Origin of the sequence: Streptomyces sp. SM10 (genome assembly GCF_002910915.1) — a bacterium.
In the GTDB taxonomy this organism is placed as follows: domain Bacteria; phylum Actinomycetota; class Actinomycetes; order Streptomycetales; family Streptomycetaceae; genus Streptomyces.
Map to the genome: position 1 here is coordinate 1 of NZ_NEUF01000131.1, position 17089 is coordinate 17089.

Genomic DNA, 17089 nt, shown 5'->3' on the forward strand with positions numbered 1-17089 from the left:
GCGGAGAGCGCCGCGGTGCCCGAGGCCGTGACGGCGGACGGCGAGGCGGCACCCGCGAAGCCGCGCAGGCGTCGCTCCCGCGCCGCTGCCGCCGCCGAGTCGGCCGAGGGCTGATCACCGGACGCAGCCACCTCCGTACGGCCCCGGTTCCCGCTCCGCGGGGGCCGGGGCCGTACGTCTGCCCGGGCGCGTGCGGGCCCCCGGCGATACGCTCGGCCCCATGAGCCGGCCGCCCACCTTCACCCCGCCCCCCTGTGCCCGTGCCCGCGTACTGCGTACCGAGCGCGGGGACTTCGCCGTGCTGGACGCCGCGCCGCCCGCCGGAGCGCACTCCACCGCGCTCCTGCTGCCCGGGTACACCGGCAGCAAGGAGGACTTCATCGCGCTGCTCGAACCCCTCGCCGCAGCCGGCTTCCGCGTGCTGTCCGTCGACGGCCGAGGGCAGTACGAGACCGAGGGGACGGGCCGTCAGGAGTCCTACGCGCAGGCGGAGCTGGCCCGCGATGTGCTGGCTCAGGCCGCCTCGGCCGGAGGCGTCCCGGCGTCGGGGCGCCTCCATCTGCTCGGGCACTCCCTGGGCGGCCAGATCGCCCGGGCGGCGGTGCTGACGGACGCGGCGCCCTTCCGTTCGCTGACCCTGATGTCGTCCGGCCCCGCCGAGATCGACCCGGCCCAGCAGAAGAAGGCACGGCTGCTCGGCGACGCGGTGGGGCGCTGGAGCATGGACGAGGTCTGGCGGATGATGCAGGCGATGGACCCGCCCGAGGACGCGGACACCGGCGACGGCGAGGACCTGCGCCGCCGTTGGCTGCGCCACGACCCGGCGCAGCTGACCGCCACGGGCGCGCAGTTGTCGTCCGAACCGGACCGGGTCGCCGAGCTCGCCGCGCTCGCCCTTCCCGTGCACGTGATCTCGGGCGAGCGCGACGACGTCTGGCCGGTTCCGCTGCTCGACGCGATGGCCGAGCGGCTGGGCGCCCGCCGGACGGTGATCGGGGGCGCCGAGCACTCCCCCAACACGGCCCGTCCGGCGGAGACCGCCGCCGCCCTCGTCTCCTTCTGGAACGGCCTCTGAGGCTCACCCGTGCGGGTGGGCCCCCCGGGGCGGCCGGTGTCAGTACTGCGCCTGCAGGTGCTGCCAGAAGCCGTCGCGCAGCGCCCGGCGCAGATGGGCGTGGCCGCGCAGGGAGTGCGCGAGGAGCCGTTCGGCCTCGACGAGCAGGTCCTGGTCGACGGAGCCCGGCAGGTAGGGGTGTCCGGGCAGCAGGTCGGCGAGGGCGTCGCGGCCGCGCGTGGAGAGCCAGCCGGCGGCGATCTGGGCACCGACGAACCGCACGTCCTCGCGCGCGGGCGCCGGGCCGTCGTCCTCGTACATCGTGACGGAGCGCCGCGTCACGTAGGGGCGGCAGAAGTCGAGATCGAAGGTGCGCTGGCTGTCGACCTCCCAGAGCAGCGGCTCCGCCTGGTTGCGGCCCTCGCCCGCCTCGATGCCCCAGAGGTGCACACGGGCTCCGTAGCCCTGGGCGGCCTCCACGGCGGAGACCAGGTCCTCGTCACCGCCGACGAGCGCCGCGTCGCTGATGGCCCGGTGCCGGGCGAGCGACTCGAGGTCGGTACGGATGAGTGAGTCGACGCCCTTCTGCTGGTTGTTGGCGTTGAGGTTGCCCAGCCTGACCTTGACGTCCGGGAGTTCGGCGATCGACTGCTGTTCGACGGTGTGGATCCGGCGCCTGGCCCCGTCGTACCAGTACACGCGCAGCAGCCGGCTGTCGGCGAAGATCGTGCGGGCCTTGTCGATGAAGGCCTCGATCAGCCCTTCCGCGTCCAGATCGAAGGACCGGCGGTCCTCCGTGCCCGTGACGAGGAGCCCGGCCGCCGCGTAGACGTATCCGGCGTCCACGAAGATCGCGTGGGTGGAGGGGGTCTTCGACACCTCGGCGAGTACGCGCTGGAGCAGCTCGTTGGTGCGCTCCAGGTGTTCGGGGATGTCCGGCTCGTCGTCCGTCCGCGGGTCCGCGTGACTCATACGGACCTCATTGTCCGCGCATGGCTGATTACCGACGGGTACTTAGACATCCAAAAAATTTCCTTAGCGTAGGGAATGTTTGCAGAAGGCAAGCCGTTGTACCCCTTGAGGAGCGCGAGACGAAGACGCCTTGCGCTCCCCATCCTTGCGGACGGCCAGGCCGTCCACCCAGTAGTTCTCCAGCAGGAGGATCAGACGAAGGGAAGCCGTATGCGCTTCGAGATCATGCGACTCGACGATGTCGACGGTACCGCCGTGGACAGCACCGTCGTGGACGCCGCCTCCGTCAACCGGATCGTGCAGCGGGCCGCGGCAGTGGGCCAGCGCATCTACATCCGGCCGGCCGACACGTCGGCTTCGTAACACCTTGTATCGCTTCGCGTCGCCGCGTCCCGAGCGCATGACGAACTGAGGAAAGACGAAGCGCCCCCGCACGGAAGGCCCGTGCGGGGGCGCTGTGGTGTCCGGCCTCAGGAGTTCTGGACGACCTGGGTGACACCGTTGATGATCTGCTGCACCGCGATGGCCGAGAGCATCATTCCGGCCAGCCGGGTCACCAGCACGACACCGCCGTCCTTGATCACGCGGATGATCAGCAGCGAGTACCGCATGGTCACCCAGAGCACGAGATGCATCGCGACGATGGCCGCCCAGACCGAGATCTGACCGGTCGTCCCGTCGGCGTTCTGCACCGCGAGGATCACCGAGACGATCGCGCCGGGTCCGGCCAGCAGCGGCATGCCGAGTGGCACCAGGGCGACGTTGACGTCCTTGGTCTGCGTGGGCTCGTCCGTCTTGCCCGTCAGCAGGTCCAGCGCGATGAGCAGCAGCAGCAGTCCGCCGGCGATCATCAGCGCGGGCACGGAGACATGGAGGTAGTCGAGGATCTGCTGGCCGAGCAGGCCGAAGACGGCGATCACGCCGAACGCGACGGTGACCGCCTGCAGGGCCATCCTGCGCTGCACCTTGGCGGGGCGGCCCGCGGTGAGGGCCAGGAAGATCGGGGTGATTCCGGGCGGATCCATGATCACGAAGAGGGTGAGGAAGAGGGATCCGAAGACAGCGAAGTCGAACACGGTGAGCCTTGCGAGAGAAGAACGGGCCGGACAGGGGGAAGCGCGCCGGAACCCAGGGGGGCGTCCGGACGCACGGGGGCGACGGGGAGAAGCTCGGAAGGGAGGAGAAGGGCCCCGTTACGCGGGGCGCGGTCCGCCGGCGCCCGGCACGGGGAAGGCCCCCGTGGCGCGCCGGGTGATCTCGCCGTAGATCTCGGGGTCGGTGGTGTACTCCCCGAGCCGAACCGCCTTGCGGCTGCCGTGGTAGTCACTGGACCCGGTGGGCAGCAGCCCCAGCTCGGCTGCGAGGCCGCGCAACCGGGCCCTGGTGGGCTCGTCGTGGTCCATGTGGTCGACCTCGATGCCGTCGAGCCCGGCGGCGGCCAGCCGCGCGATCACGGGTTCGGGCACCACCTGGCCGCGCTTGACGGCGAGCGGATGAGCGAAGACAGTGACGCCGCCGGCGGCCTTGACCAGCCGGACCGCGTCGAAGGGGTCGAGCTCGTGCTTGCCGGCGTAGGCACGCCCGCCGTCCGCGAGCCAGGCCGGGACGAAGGCGTCGGAGACCGATCCGACGACGCCGAGTTCCACGAGGGCGCTCGCCACGTGCGGGCGGCCGACCGAGCCGTTCCCGGCGATCCGCGCGACCTGCTCCCAGGTGACCGGGACGCCCAGTTCCTGGAGCTTGCGCACCATCGCCCGCGCCCGCGGCACCCGGTCGTCCCGGACGAGCTCGCGCTCGCGGGCCAGTTCGGGCTCGGACGGGTCGAAGAGGTAGGCCAGCATGTGCAGGCCGATGCCGTCGACACGACAGGAGAGCTCGGCGCCGGTGACGAGGGTGAGGCCTTCGGGGAGGGCGGCTGCGGCTTCCGCGTGGCCTCCGACCGTGTCGTGGTCGGTCAGCGCGACGACGTCCAGGCCCGCCGCGGCGGCGTTGGCCACCAGTTCGGCGGGGGTGTCCGTGCCGTCGGAAGCGGTGGAGTGGGTGTGCAGGTCGATGCGCACGACGCGTACTCCAGTGCTGGCGGACGGACAGGGGACGGTCAAGGATAACCGCCGTCAGTCACCCCTTCGGCCGCCCTCAGGGCCGGCCGAGCAGCCGCGGCGTGAGCGCTCCGCACGGCAGGAGATCCACTTCCCCTCCGGCGTCGCGCAGGTCGGTCAGCACCAGTTCGTCGTACATCAGGAGCCCCGACCGCTCGGGCCAGACGATCGCCCAGAGCCACAGACCACGCGCCTCGCCCGCGAAGACCGCACGGTCGGGGGGTGCGTCCTTGACGTGCCAGAGGGCGGTGGGACGTCCCGCCGCGAGCACCTTGGCGTCAGGGGCGGCGTCGACCCGCAGGCCGGAACCGGGGTCGGGGCCGTCGATGCCCGCGTAGCGAGCGCCGAGCCCGACACCGAGCTCCTCGGCGACGAGCAGCAGCTCGCCCATACCGCCGAGGGGGCCGGGACCGGAACACGCGACGGCGCTCGCCCTGCCGCCGCTGCGGTCGTCGCCCGCGTACGCCGCGCCGGTGAACAGCCAGCCGACCGGGAGCGGCCAGGGCATCCAGACCGGCACCTGGGCCCGGTGCACGACCACGCCCAGCGCCTCGACACTGGGCGGGACCACCGGCTGCATCGGGTGCACCTGGCCGTGCGTGGAGCACTGCCAGGCATCGGCGAAGAGGCCGGGCGCCCTGACCCGGCCACCGCACTTCGGGCAACTGGGTTCGCCCCTCATACCGCCCAACGGTCCTCTCCGGTCGCCGCCGCGTCAAGGACGATCACCCGTCCGCAGCGGGGCTCCGGCCGACAGAGATGCGTGTAATTTACATTCATTAGCACGTCTAAGTTATTCTGTGCCTAACGCAACGCCCTGGTGGAGAGCGGGCGAACCGTACGGGGAGAGGATCCGCTCGACGAAGGAGCGACCAGCGTCCCGCGTCACCCGAAGGCCGTCTGGGCCACGGCGGGCGCCCCGGTCGCGGCCTTCACGGGGATCGGCCCGGTGGACCCGATGCCCTGATGGCGGTCGGGTTCGGCCGCAGCCCTCGTCGGGGCCCTGGTCATCGCGGTCCGGCGCACGGCACTGACCCCCGAGGCCCAGGAACTGGAGCCGCGCCACGCCGCCGAGGACAGTGTCACCGTCCTCTCCGACTGCCCCCTGGCCACCCGTCCCCGCCCCGCCGCGGCTCCGCCTCCGGACCGCCCGGCGGGGCTCGGCCGTCCCGGCGCGTCAGTCCAGCGGTACGGACGTACGCAGCGGGTCCCGCAGGTCGGTGCCCTGAGAGAGCCAGCGCTCCTGGAGCTCCTGCGCGCCCCTGACCCGCTTCCAGGCCGCCTCGTTGTGCGTCATCGGCAGCAGCGGCAGGAAGCGCACCGGCTCCATCGGGGCATCCAGCTCCAGGTCCTCGACCAGCCCTCCCGGCTCGGCCACCAGGACGGAGGTGAAGGGAGCCCCGGTCCACAGCGGCTGCCCCAGGTCCAGCGAGGCCCCGGGGGCCACGATCACTCCCTCGACCTGCGGGGAGGCCGCGAGGACCGCGAGGGGCCTGAGCACCTGGTCGGTGTCGGCGAGCCCGGCGCGTACGGACAGGACCAGTTCGGCGCGCGGACCCTTCACCGGGTCGGCGAGGGGCGCGGTCGGATCGGCCATCGGCTGGGCCGACATGCCGAGCGTGGCGTAGCGCACGACGTCGCCGTCGATGAAGCGGAGCACCTCGATGCGGTCCGTGCCGAGGAACGTCACATCGGCGCGCGCGTCCGGCTCCCCCAGCGCCGTCCGGAGCCGGGCTTCGACCAGATCAAGAATTTCTCCCATGCCGCGAGCATAGAACGCGTAGGGAACGGGCAAAGGAAGGGATTGGCTCCTCACCCGGCTGATAGCCTGAGGCGTCGGTCGGGACAGCACGCAGAAGCGTCGCTCTCAGTCCTGACAACACGTGATCCCCCACGGGGGACCGGCCGGAGGAGGTGGGGCTGCAATGGATCCAAGTCGACCGTGCAGTACCGACAGCTCTTCCGCCCCCACCGCCCTCGTCCTGTGATCTGACGCCTCCCAGGACGTCACCACGGCAGTTCGCGCACCGGAAGAGCCCCTCGTTTTTGCCTGTCTGTAGCGAACGCCGTCATCGTGCCCCCGCGGTGCCGCCCGCTTTGCGGACGTGAGCGCACGTCCCCGTTCCGGGCTGTTCCACGTGCCCGCCGACGGCCCTCCGTGAAGAGGAGCCAGCCATGTCGATGATCCGTGACCTGCGCGCCGCCGTGCGCCCGTCCCTGCGCAAGAGCAACACCCCGTACAACAGCTACGACGCCACCCGTGACCCGTCCGCCTCCAGCGCCGTGGTCGACTGCGCGGTCTACCGGGACGGGCGGCGGATCACCGAGGCATCCTGCCTGACGCCGCGCGAGGCGATGCTCCAGGTGCGGGAGGAGGGCGGCTTCGCCTGGATCGGTCTGCACGAGCCGACCGAGGAGGAGTTCGCCGGCATCGCCCGCGAGTTCGGTCTCCACCCGCTGGCCGTCGAGGACGCCGTCCACGCCCACCAGCGGCCCAAGCTGGAGCGGTACGACGACACTCTGTTCACCGTGTTCAAGACGATCCACTACGTCGAGCACGCCGAACTGACCGCCACCAGCGAGGTGGTCGAGACCGGTGAGGTGATGTGCTTCACCGGGAGGGACTTCGTCATCACCGTCCGGCACGGGGGGCAGGGGTCGCTGCGCGCCCTGCGCCACCGCCTCCAGGAGGATCCGGAGCTGCTCTCCAAGGGGCCCTCCGCCGTGCTGCACTCCATCGCCGACCACGTCGTCGACGGCTACATCGCGGTGGCGGCCTCGGTGCAGGACGACATCGACGAGGTGGAGATCGGGGTGTTCTCCACCCCGGCGAAGGGCAGCCCCCGCGGGTCGGACGCCGGCCGGATCTACCAGCTGAAGCGCGAGGTCCTGGAGTTCAAGCGTGCCGTGTCCCCGCTCCTGCGGCCGATGCAGCTGCTGAGCGAACGCCCGATGCGGCTGATCGACCCCGACATCCAGAAGTACTTCCGTGACGTGGCCGACCACCTGGCCCGGGTGCACGAGGAGGTCATCGGCTTCGACGAGCTGCTCAACTCGATCCTCCAGGCCAATCTGGCGCAGGCGACCGTCACGCAGAACGAGGACATGCGCAAGATCACGTCCTGGGCGGCGATCATCGCCGTACCGACGATGATCTGCGGCGTCTACGGCATGAACTTCGAGCACATGCCCGAACTGCGGTGGACATACGGCTATCCGATGGTGCTGGCGCTCATCGGCGTCGTCTGCTTCTCCATCCACCGCACCCTCAAGCGCAACGGCTGGCTCTAATAGAGTTCGGGCATGACTGCTGCTGACGTGTTGCTTGCCCGGGCTCTCGTCGAGGAGGCCACCAAGAAGTCCGGCCTCATCTGGGTGCGGGGCACAGGCCCCTCCCGGGCGCTGTGGCACGTGTGGCACGAGGGTGCGGCCGTGCTCGTCGGGGACGGCCCCGGGGAGCAGCCGCTCCCGGACGGGCTGGACGCCGGTGCCGCCGCCGAGGTGACCGTACGCAGCAAGGACAAGGGCGGCAGGCTGGTGGCCTGGACCGCCGCCGTCACGGTGCTGGAGCCGCACTCCGAGGAGTGGGAGGCCGCGGTCGGCGAACTCAAGGGCAAGCGGCTGAACGCCCCGGACGCGGAGCGGCTGACGGAGCGCTGGGCAAGCGAGTGCCGCGTCCTGCGGCTGGTCCCGGGCGTGTCGAGCACCGACCTCCCGGACGGCTCGCTCGCGGCCCGGCCGCTGACCACCGGGGCGACCACACGGGAGACCGCTCCCGCCGCGCTCCCCCGGCTGCTGCTGAAGCGCCGGCGCAGGCGCTGAAGGACCGTCAGCCGGAGGACCTGGGCAGCTCGCCGCCGTAGTCGACGGTGTCGTCCTCGCCGGGTGCCTCCAGGGGGAAGGCCTCGCCCCAGTCGGCGAGGGTGACGCTTCCGCCGCCCCCGCCGCGGGCCACGCGCAGGGGATACGGGGTGCCCTCCAGGGAGATGTCCAGGGCGCCCCCCTCACCCTTTCCACCCAGGATCTGCACGGTGCGCACCCCACCGAAGGTGTCCCGTTCGCCCTTGTTGACCGTTCCGTGCAGTGCGAGCATCCCGTCGAGGAGCGTCTTCTTCTCCGTGAACCCGCGCAGCTGCTGGTAGGTAGGATCGTCCTCGGGGATCTTGACGTACTTGCCCTCGAGCTTGCCGGCGGCCCGGTCGCTCCCGTCGCCGCCCTCCTCGCCCTTCCAGAAGCCCGCGTCGGCCTTGAGGAAGAGCTCGTCGCCGATGCGCAGCAGCGCGAAGGTGTTCTGCTTCGAGGTGACCGACCCCGTGCCGCCCTTGGCGCTGAGCCGCATGTTCAGGCTGTACGTCCCGCCCTTGCTGACCAGCTTGCCCGTCAGCCGCACGGTGTCCGCGGCGTCGGCGGCGGCCCGCGCCTTCTTGTCGATCTGCGCTGCCGTCAGCTTGCCGACGCCGTTGGTCCCCTTGTCCGGGTCATCTCCGGCGCAGGCCGTGAGTGCGACGGTCAGCCCCGCGCAGAGCACCACGGCGAAGGCGTTCCGGCGGTGGGCCCGGACGGCCAGGGCGGAAGAGGTCACGGGCGCACTGCCTCTCATCTGTGTGTCGGGGGTTGGCAGACGGCAGCGTACCCGTGCCGCGTACGCCGTCCGGCAGAGCGCCGGACGGACGGTCCGCCCGGGCGTCCCGGTCCGGTTCGGGCTAGCCTGATCACGGCCAAGGAGGACGTGAGGGACGGAGCGAGGCGCACAGGATGGCGGCAGGCACTCCCAGGGTTTTCGTCTCGCACCTCTCCGGCGTACCGGTGTTCGACCCGAACGGCGACCAGGTCGGCCGGGTCCGCGACCTGGTGGCCATGCTCCGCGTCGGCGGCAGGCCGCCCCGGCTGCTCGGCATGGTCGTCGAGGTCGTCAGCCGACGGCGCATCTTCCTGCCGATGACCCGGGTGACGGGCGTCGAGTCCGGCCAGGTCATCACCACCGGCGTGGTCAACATGCGGCGCTTCGAGCAGCGCCCGACCGAGCGACTCGTCCTCGGTGAGTTCCTTGACCGGCGGGTGCGCCTGGTGGAGACGGACGAGGAGGTGACCGTCCTCGACGTCGCCATCCAGCAGCTCCCGGCCCGCCGCGACTGGGAGATCGACAAGTTCTTCGTACGCAAGGGACGTGGCGGGGCCCTGCGCCGCAAGGGCGAGACCCTGACCGTGGAGTGGTCGGCGGTCGGCGGCTTCTCGCTGGAGGAGCACGGGCAGGGCGCCGAGAGCCTGGTGGCGACCTTCGAGCGGCTGCGCCCCACCGACGTCGCCAACGCCCTGCACCATCTGACGCCCAAGCGCCGTGCCGAGGTCGCCGCGGCGCTGGACGACGACCGGCTCGCGGACGTCCTGGAGGAGCTCCCCGGTGACGACCAGGTGGAGATCCTGGGGAAGCTGGAGGAGGACCGCGCCGCAGACGTCCTGGAGGCGATGGACCCGGACGACGCGGCCGACCTGCTCTCGGAGCTGCCGGAGGCGGACAAGGAACGGCTGCTGGCCCTGATGCGGCCGGACGACGCAGCCGACGTACGCCGGCTGCTGTCGTACGAGGAGCGGACCGCGGGCGGGCTGATGACGACCGAGCCGATCATCCTCCGGCCCGACGCGACGGTCGCGGACGCGCTGGCACGGGTCCGTCAGCAGGACCTCTCCCCCGCGCTGGCCGCCCAGGTGTACGTCTGCCGGTCGCCCGACGAGACCCCCACCGGCAGGTACCTGGGCACCGTGCACTTCCAGCGGCTGCTGCGGGATCCGCCGTACACCCTGGTCAGCTCCATCGTCGACAGCGACCTCGTCCCGCTGTCCCCGGAGACACCGCTGACCGCCGTGACCAGCTACCTGGCCGCGTACAACATGGTCTCGGTACCGGTGGTGGACGAGAGCGGCTCGCTGCTCGGTGCGGTGACCGTCGACGACGTGCTGGACCACCTGCTCCCCGAGGACTGGCGCGAGACCGACTTCCTGGGCGAGGAGGAGATCACCGGTGGCCGCTGAGGACCGCGCGAGGGCCGTGCCGACCGGCGCGTCGGGCATCGTGCGCCCGCCGCGCTTCCGGCTCGACCAGCCGAAGGCGCCCCGGCGCCGGCTGCTGCCCGAGTACGACCCCGAGGCCTTCGGCCGGTTCTCCGAGCGCATCGCCCGCTTCCTGGGCACCGGGCGGTTCATCGTCTGGATGACGCTCATCATCATCCTGTGGGTGGTGTGGAACATCTTCGCCCCCCAGGAACTGCGCTTCGACGAGTACCCGTTCATCTTCCTGACCCTGATGCTCTCCCTCCAGGCGTCCTACGCCGCCCCGCTGATCCTGCTCGCGCAGAACCGCCAGGACGACCGCGACCGGGTCACCCACGAGCAGGACCGGAAGCAGAACGAGCGCTCGATCGCGGACACCGAGTTCCTCAGCCGGGAGATCGCGGCGCTGCGGATGGGCCTCGGGGAGGTCGCCACCCGGGACTGGATCCGCTCGGAGCTGGAGGCCATGGTGAAGGACATGGAGGAGCGCCGGGTGGTCCTGCCCGTGAAGAGTGACGAAGCCGACCGCCCAGGGGCTACCCGCGCGTAGGTACCGGCGCCGTACCATCGTCGGTATGGCTACGGAAGACGCGGTGCGCGAAGCACTGGCGACAGTGAACGACCCGGAGATCCACCGACCGATCACCGAGCTGGGCATGGTGAAATCGGTCGAGATCGATCCTGACGGTGTAGTCGCTGTCACCGTGTATCTCACGGTCTCCGGCTGCCCGATGCGCGAGACGATCACCACGAACGTGACCGATGCGGTGGCCCGTGTCGAGGGTGTGTCGCGGGTCGAGGTCACGCTCGACGTGATGAGTGACGAACAGCGCAAGGAGCTCGCCTCGTCGCTCCGCGGCGGCACGGCGGAGCGCGAGGTGCCGTTCGCCAAGCCCGGCTCGCTGACCCGTGTCTACGCGGTCGCGTCGGGCAAGGGCGGCGTCGGCAAGTCGTCCGTGACGGTGAACCTCGCTGCGGCGATGGCGGCCGACGGCCTCAAGGTCGGCGTGGTCGACGCGGACATCTACGGGCACAGCGTGCCCAGGATGCTCGGCGCGGACGGCAAGCCCACCCAGGTCGAGAACATGATCATGCCGCCTTCCTCGCACGGCGTGAAGGTGATCTCCATCGGCATGTTCACCCCGGGCAACGCCCCGGTGGTGTGGCGCGGGCCCATGCTGCACCGCGCGCTGCAGCAGTTCCTCGCGGACGTGTACTGGGGCGACCTGGACGTCCTGCTGCTCGACCTGCCCCCGGGCACCGGTGACATCGCGATCTCCGTGGCGCAGCTCGTCCCGAACGCGGAGATCCTGGTCGTCACGACCCCGCAGCAGGCTGCCGCCGAGGTCGCCGAGCGGGCCGGCTCCATCGCCGTGCAGACCCACCAGAAGATCGTCGGCGTCGTCGAGAACATGTCGGGCATGCCGTGCCCGCACTGCGACGAGATGGTCGACGTGTTCGGCTCGGGCGGCGGACAGCGGGTCGCCGACGGCCTGACGAAGACGGTCGGCGCCGAGGTGCCGGTGCTGGGTTCCATCCCGATCGACGTACGGCTGCGCGAGGGCGGCGACGAGGGCAAGCCCGTCGTCCTGTCCGACCCGGACTCACCCGCGGGCTCCGCGCTGCGCTCCATCGCGGACAAGCTGAGCGGGCGTCAGCGCGGCCTCTCCGGCATGTCGCTGGGACTCACGCCCCGCAACAAGTTCTGAACCTCCTGCGACGGGTGGGGGCGGACTCCTGAGGAGTCCGCCCCCACCCGTTTCGCGTGTCGCTCAGTTCTCGTACGAGGCGATGTCGCCGATCACCGAGAATCCCAGGCCGTAGGCGCTCATACCGCGCCCGTACGCGCCGATGTGCACCCCGTCGGGGGCTGAGCCCGCCAGCACCCAGCCGAACTCGGACTCCCGGTAGTGGAAGTCCACCGGGACGCCGTCCACCGGAAGGGACAGCGTCGACCAGGGTTCCCGGCCCAGGTCGTCCGCGAGCTCGAACGCGGTCTCGGTCTGCTGGTTCAGCCATTCGCCACGCAGCGTGTGGTCCATCTGCGGGGGCCACGTGCAGTCCAGCAGGCCGGAGCCCGCCAGCCACGCCGCCGACGAGACCGTGGTCGCGTCCAGCACCCCCGTGCCGTCGTCGCTGTGCCGGACGGGGCTGCTGCCCACGGTCACGACCACCGCGAAACGCGCCTTCTCCGCCCCGGCGTCCGCCCGTACGACGGGTTCCTCGCCGTGGCCGGTGGAACCGTGATGCACCGTGTCGTCCGCCGCGGCGGTGACGTGCATCAGCCAGCGCGGCCCGGTGAAGGCCCCGTCCAGCCCGTACCAGGGGAACGGCGCCTTGAGGTAGCCGTCGACAGTACGCCGGGTCGCCGGCACCCCCTCCGGTGTGACTGCGCTGGGCGCACCGTCCGCCCCTGCCCGACTCGTCGTCTCCACTGCCCGGCCGCCTCCTCGATCTTCACCGATCCGGAGCGGCCCTCCCCCCGTGGGCATGGGCGATCTCGCAACCGGACAGATGGAGAATAGCCATACCGTCCGGACGAGTCGGGATTGACGGGTCTCAGGTGGCGTCTGCGTCGAAGGGCGGGCGGTCGTCCTTCGCCGGCTGCGCGGGCTTCTTCAGGAGGTCGGGCTTGGCCGCGGCACCGGCCGCGGCGGCGGTACCGGCAGCGCCGGCGGACGTCGCACTCTCGCGTCCGTTCACCGCGTCGGTGACCTCGGCCATCTCCTTGCGGAGGTCGAAGCTCTCGCGGATCTCCTTGAGCCCCAGGTCGTCGTCCCCGTCCATGAGCTGTTTGCGGACGAACGTCTTGGGGTTGAGGTCCTCGAACTCGAAGTCCTTGAACTGCGGCCCGAGCTCCGAGCGGATGTCTTCCTTGGCACTGTCCGAGAACTCACGGATCTTGCGGATGGTGCGCGTGACGTCCTGGATGACCTTCGGCAGCTTCTCCGGGCCGAATACGAGCACGGCGAGAACCACGAGCGTCAGCAGCTCGAGTGCGCCTATGTCATTGAACACCTTGCTGCTCCTCGTGTTCCCTGCGTGGTCTCCGCGTGTTCTCCGCCGCCAGGTCGTCAGGGGCCCGGACCGCTCCACGGTACCCGGCGAAGCTGTCCGTGCGGTACCTGCCGGTGGCCGTCAGGTACCGCTTGCCGAACCCAGCGTCAAAGTCATGGACAGGTCTTTACCACCGCGGGTCAGGACGAGCCCGAGCCGGTCACCCGGCCGGTGGGCGCGGATCTTGACGATCAGTTCCTCACCGCTGTGCACGCGCCGGCCCTCCACCTCGGTGATGATGTCGCCCGCCCGGACACCCGCCTTGTCGGCCGGGCCCCCCTCGGTCACCGCGGCTCCACCCTCGGCGGCCTTGCCACCGACCTTGGCCCCGTCGCCCGTGAACTCCATGTCCAGAGTGACGCCGATCACCGGATGGGTGGCCTTGCCGGTGTTGATCAGCTCCTCCGCGACCCGCTTGCCCTGGTTGATCGGTATCGCGAAGCCGAGGCCGATGGAACCGGACTGGCCGCCGTCGAGACCGGAACCGCTGTCGGCGGCGCGGATGGCGCTGTTGATGCCGATGACCCTGGCCTCCGAGTCCACCAGGGGACCGCCGGAGTTGCCCGGGTTGATCGGCGCGTCGGTCTGGAGGGCGTCGACGTAGCTGACGTCCGTCCCGTCACCCTTCTCGCCGCCCGCGGTGATGGGCCGCTGCTTGGCGCTGATGATCCCGGACGTGACCGTGTTGGAGAGGTCGAACGGCGCGCCGATGGCCACCACCGGGTCACCCACCTGCACGTTGTCGGAGTTCCCGAGGGGCAGCGGCTTGAGGCCCGAGACACCGGTCACCTTGACGACGGCCAGGTCGTACCCGCTGTCCTTGCCGACCACCTCCGCGGGCGCGCTCTCCCCGCCGCTGAAGGTGACGGTGATGTCGCCGGTGGAGCCGGCGGGGGCGACGACGTGGTTGTTGGTGAGGATGTGGCCCTTGCCGTCGAGGACGAAGCCGGTTCCCGTGCCGGACTCGGTGGAGCCGTTGACGTGCAGGGTGACGACGCTGGGCAGCGCGCTGGAGGCGATGCCGGCGACGCTGTCGGGTGCCCGGCCGCCGTCGTCGCGGCCGGACTGCGGCAGCTCGACCGTGGTCAGACCGCCGTTGCGCTCGACGTAGGCACCGATTCCGCCGCCGATCCCGCCCGCGACGAGGGCGAGCAGTGCCGCTCCGACGAGGACCGTGCCCCGGCGGCCCCTGCGCGGCCGGCCGTCCGCGCCCTGGCCTGGGCCGGGGTGGCTCAGCGGCTGCTGGGGCGCGTCCCAGGGGTCGTAGCGCAGCCACTGCGAGGGCTGGGGCGCGGCGGGCTGGGCCGGGACCGAGTGCGGCAGGGACGGGCTCGCGTAGGCCTCGGAGTGCCCCTGGCCGCCCTGTGGCGGGGTTTCGGGGGCGGGGAGGGGCGCGGGCATGCCGTGGCCGTTCGTCCCCGCGTACGGCGGCGGCACGGCGGTCCCGTGGGCCGGGGTGTGCACAGGGCGCTGAACGGGCGGCGCGGGCGCCCATGGCCCCGGACCGCCGTAGGGCGGGGTGCTGTACTCGTCGGGCGCGTGCAGCGGTTGCGCCCGGTCCGTCCGGGGCTCGGCGGCGGGCGGCACGCGTGTGTCGGCGGCCGGCGGGGCGGGAGCAGTTGGCGCGGACACCGCAGGTCCGGCGCTCGCGGAGGCGGGTCCCGTCGACCCCGGGGCCGGGGGCGCGGGGATGAAATCGGTGACCGGCTGGGCGGGTGTGAAGTCCCCGTCCGGCGTGACGGACGCCGGACGCTCTCCGGCCGCAGGCCCGGTAGCCACCCCCCCGTCCACGGGACCCGTCGCGTCGGCGGGCGGCGCGTCGTCCTGCCCGGCCGGACGGTTCCGTTCCGCCGAGGGGCGGCTCCACCACTTCGTCTTCGGCCCGCTGGGCTTGCCGTCGTCCATGATCTCCCCGCAACTGGCCCTTGCACGCCCCACAGAGGCGTCCCTGCCGGAATTCAACCAGGTTTGCGAATCAGTGCGCAGGATCCCGGTCAGCGCAGCGGGGAAAGCGGCATCGCGCGGTCCTGCAGCGGAGGGGCGGAGGCCGTCGCGGAGGGCGTCGGCTCCGGTGCCTCACCGAGCGCGGCCGAGTAGAGCGGACCGGCGCCGGCCGGACGTATCAGGGGCGGCACGGTCACGTTGAGCACCGGGTAGGCGAAGGTACTGCCTCCGGTGAGAGTCGAGGTGCTCAGCAGCGAGGGCGGGGCGGACGAGGAGGGCACGGGGCCGGGCAGGGCTCCCCGGTCGTCGCCGACGGCGAGGGCTCCCCCGCCGCTGCGGCTGGCCACGGCGGCGCTGCCGGTCCGGTCGTCGGCGTCGAGCACCTGCGTGCTGCTGCCCGCGCCCTCGGCACTGACCGGCGGCTCGGGGCCGTAGTCGAGCGGGAGGGAGCCACCGAGCGCGATGGCCGCGAGCGAGACCGCGCTGGCGGCCACGAACGCGAAGCGCCGCGCGCGCCAGGGTGACCGGTCGGCGTCCCGCCCCACGTCGTGGATACGGAAGCCGGAGGAACCGGAGAGACCGGAGAGAGGAGAGCCGTCCGGCAGCACGGCGGTCGAGCCGTGGGCCGTGGGGAGGTAGCCGAAGTCGTCCAGCGGGGAGCGCCCCGGGTCCGCGGGCCCGCCGGGCTGCAGCACGGGGAAGATCCCCTCCCCGAAGCGCCTGCCACCGCCGAAGCCGGGGCCGTCGTCACCGCCGCTGGGGCCCCCGGGGAGGCCTTGCAGACGGGCGAGGAACCCCTCGGAGGGCGAAGGGGCGGCCGAGGTCGCGAAGGCGCTCTTCAGCCGCCGCTGGGAGTCGGCCTCGGACTTGCACCTGGCGCAGGTCGCCAGATGGGCCAGGACACGCTCCCGGGCATCGTGTTTGAGCTCGCCGTCGACAAGCGCGGCGAGCCGGTCCCCCAGATGCTGCTCCGCGGGGGTCGGACCTGTGCCACTCACGCCGTACCGCCCTCCCCCGCCAGGACCGCGTCCGCAAGGGAGCGCTGCTCGGCGCGAGCTTCGGGCGAACGGTGCTGGAGCGCCTTGCGCAGGTGCGACCGGCCGCGGTGGATGCGACTGCGCACCGTCCCGAGCTTGACGCCGAGCGTGGCGGCGATCTCCTCGTACGAGAGGCCCTCGATGTCGCAGAGCACGACCGCCGCACGGAATTCGGGCGCGAGGGTGTCCAGCGCCTGCTGGACGTCCGCGTCGAAGTGCGTGTCGTTGAAGACCTGCTGCGGGGACGGCTCACGGCTGGGCAGACGCTCGGCCGCGTCGTCGCCGAGGGAGTCGAAACGGATCCGCTGCTTGCGGCGGACCATGTCCAGGAACAGATTCGTCGTGATCCTGTGCAGCCAGCCCTCGAACGTGCCGGGCGTGTAGGTCGACAGCGACCGGAAGACGCGGACGAAGACCTCCTGGGTGAGGTCCTCGGCGTCGTGCTGGTTACCCGTCAGCCGGTAGGCGAGGCGGTACACACGGGCGCTGTGCGTGCTGACGATCTCTTCCCATGAGGGCGGGGTCCACGCCTGGGAATCCGCATCTGAGGCGAAGGTCGCGGTCGGTGCGGAAGCGTTGGAAGAACGGTCAGCAATGTCGGTCACGGATTTCGGCTCACCAGCCGACCTGAGAAAGCGCCGCAGCGCACCTCTCCGGTCCACAGGCGCAGCCGCACCTCCCCTATCGGCTCTGGTGGTGTCCAGTGGAGCCCCTACCATAGCCACCTCGCCCGTTAGCTCCGGATAAGCCTTCTACCTGCTGGTGCCCGGTGTCCCCGGGGCAAGAGGCACATTCCGGGCCCGGCCGCAGGGCCCGGTCAGCGTGTTCCCCTCTGCCCCTCCCTAACGCCCGGTCCCATCTGCGGGTTCCCGGGTCCA

General features: G+C 71.5%; 19 protein-coding genes. 7 read left to right on the forward strand and 12 right to left on the reverse strand.

All coding sequences use genetic code 11. The features are described 5' to 3' along the window. Window positions 1–220: 220 nt before the first annotated feature. Entirely contained in the window at window positions 221–1075 is an 855-nt protein-coding gene (locus tag B9S57_RS20815) for an alpha/beta fold hydrolase (protein ID WP_103517078.1), read from the forward strand. A 39-nt stretch (window positions 1076–1114) separates the two neighbouring features. On the opposite strand, the gene B9S57_RS20820 is transcribed toward B9S57_RS20815, so the two are convergent. Then, window positions 1115–2026, reverse strand: a complete 912-nt coding sequence (locus B9S57_RS20820) for an NYN domain-containing protein (protein WP_103517079.1) — start codon at window positions 2024–2026, stop codon at window positions 1115–1117. A 210-nt stretch (window positions 2027–2236) separates the two neighbouring features. Here B9S57_RS20820 and B9S57_RS34545 point away from each other — a divergent pair, with 210 nt between their 5' ends. Beyond that, entirely contained in the window at window positions 2237–2389 is a 153-nt protein-coding gene (locus tag B9S57_RS34545; protein ID WP_181011421.1) for a hypothetical protein, read from the forward strand. Between the two features lie 107 nt (window positions 2390–2496). Here B9S57_RS34545 and B9S57_RS20825 read toward each other — a convergent pair whose 3' ends face one another. The 5 genes from B9S57_RS20825 to B9S57_RS20840 form a co-directional block, all read right to left on the reverse strand. Beyond that, complete coding sequence (locus tag B9S57_RS20825) at window positions 2497–3102, reverse strand: MarC family protein (RefSeq protein ID WP_103517080.1); 606 nt, start codon at window positions 3100–3102, stop codon at window positions 2497–2499. A 117-nt stretch (window positions 3103–3219) separates the two neighbouring features. Then, the gene (locus tag B9S57_RS20830) at window positions 3220–4086 is read right to left on the reverse strand and encodes a PHP domain-containing protein (RefSeq protein ID WP_103517081.1); all 867 of its coding nucleotides are present in this window, start codon (window positions 4084–4086) and stop codon (window positions 3220–3222) included. Window positions 4087–4162: 76 nt separating this feature from the next. Then, complete coding sequence (locus B9S57_RS20835; protein ID WP_103517082.1) at window positions 4163–4807, reverse strand: DUF6758 family protein; 645 nt, start codon at window positions 4805–4807, stop codon at window positions 4163–4165. Window positions 4808–5010: 203 nt separating this feature from the next. After that, complete coding sequence (locus B9S57_RS34550; protein ID WP_181011422.1) at window positions 5011–5211, reverse strand: hypothetical protein; 201 nt, start codon at window positions 5209–5211, stop codon at window positions 5011–5013. A 91-nt stretch (window positions 5212–5302) separates the two neighbouring features. Then, window positions 5303–5887, reverse strand: coding sequence for a suppressor of fused domain protein (locus B9S57_RS20840; RefSeq protein ID WP_103517104.1), 585 nt, complete (start codon window positions 5885–5887; stop codon window positions 5303–5305). 413 nt (window positions 5888–6300) lie between these two features. Between B9S57_RS20840 and B9S57_RS20850 the strand changes: the two genes are divergently transcribed. Further along, window positions 6301–7416 carry a magnesium and cobalt transport protein CorA gene (locus tag B9S57_RS20850; RefSeq protein ID WP_103517083.1) on the forward strand — a complete coding sequence of 372 codons (1116 nt, stop codon included), beginning with the start codon at window positions 6301–6303 and terminating at the stop codon, window positions 7414–7416. Between the two features lie 12 nt (window positions 7417–7428). Continuing rightward, a complete protein-coding gene (locus B9S57_RS20855; protein WP_103517084.1) occupies window positions 7429–7947 on the forward strand; it encodes a hypothetical protein in 519 nt (172 codons plus the stop codon). A gap of 7 nt (window positions 7948–7954) precedes the next feature. Here the strand turns inward: B9S57_RS20855 and B9S57_RS20860 are convergent, their stop codons facing one another. After that, window positions 7955–8707: a hypothetical protein gene (locus B9S57_RS20860; RefSeq protein WP_103517085.1), complete on the reverse strand. Its 753-nt coding sequence runs from the start codon at window positions 8705–8707 to the stop codon at window positions 7955–7957. 173 nt (window positions 8708–8880) lie between these two features. Here B9S57_RS20860 and B9S57_RS20865 point away from each other — a divergent pair, with 173 nt between their 5' ends. From B9S57_RS20865 to B9S57_RS20875, 3 genes are read left to right on the forward strand one after another with little or no spacing between them, the layout of a single operon-like run. Beyond that, complete coding sequence (locus B9S57_RS20865; RefSeq protein WP_103517086.1) at window positions 8881–10155, forward strand: magnesium transporter MgtE N-terminal domain-containing protein; 1275 nt, start codon at window positions 8881–8883, stop codon at window positions 10153–10155. Beyond that, on the forward strand, window positions 10145–10723 hold the full coding sequence (locus tag B9S57_RS20870; protein WP_103517087.1) for a DUF1003 domain-containing protein: 579 nt from the start codon (window positions 10145–10147) through the stop codon (window positions 10721–10723). Before B9S57_RS20865 ends, B9S57_RS20870 begins: the two co-directional genes overlap by 11 nt. Before the next feature lie 25 nt (window positions 10724–10748). Further along, window positions 10749–11882, forward strand: coding sequence for an Mrp/NBP35 family ATP-binding protein (locus tag B9S57_RS20875; RefSeq protein ID WP_103517105.1), 1134 nt, complete (start codon window positions 10749–10751; stop codon window positions 11880–11882). Window positions 11883–11945: 63 nt separating this feature from the next. On the opposite strand, the gene B9S57_RS20880 is transcribed toward B9S57_RS20875, so the two are convergent. The 5 genes from B9S57_RS20880 to sigE form a co-directional block, all read right to left on the reverse strand. After that, window positions 11946–12608: a hypothetical protein gene (locus tag B9S57_RS20880; RefSeq protein WP_103517088.1), complete on the reverse strand. Its 663-nt coding sequence runs from the start codon at window positions 12606–12608 to the stop codon at window positions 11946–11948. Between the two features lie 124 nt (window positions 12609–12732). Beyond that, window positions 12733–13191, reverse strand: a complete 459-nt coding sequence (locus B9S57_RS20885) for a sec-independent translocase (RefSeq protein ID WP_103517089.1) — start codon at window positions 13189–13191, stop codon at window positions 12733–12735. A gap of 120 nt (window positions 13192–13311) precedes the next feature. Continuing rightward, window positions 13312–15135, reverse strand: a complete 1824-nt coding sequence (locus B9S57_RS20890) for a S1C family serine protease (RefSeq protein ID WP_103517090.1) — start codon at window positions 15133–15135, stop codon at window positions 13312–13314. Between the two features lie 89 nt (window positions 15136–15224). Beyond that, window positions 15225–16172 (reverse strand): anti-sigma factor, encoded by a 948-nt coding sequence (locus B9S57_RS20895; protein ID WP_103517091.1) that lies wholly within the window; start codon window positions 16170–16172, stop codon window positions 15225–15227. Beyond that, a complete protein-coding gene (sigE, locus tag B9S57_RS20900; protein WP_181011423.1) occupies window positions 16169–16930 on the reverse strand; it encodes an RNA polymerase sigma factor SigE in 762 nt (253 codons plus the stop codon). The genes B9S57_RS20895 and sigE overlap by 4 nt, the downstream gene beginning before the upstream one ends. Window positions 16931–17089: the final 159 nt, after the last annotated feature.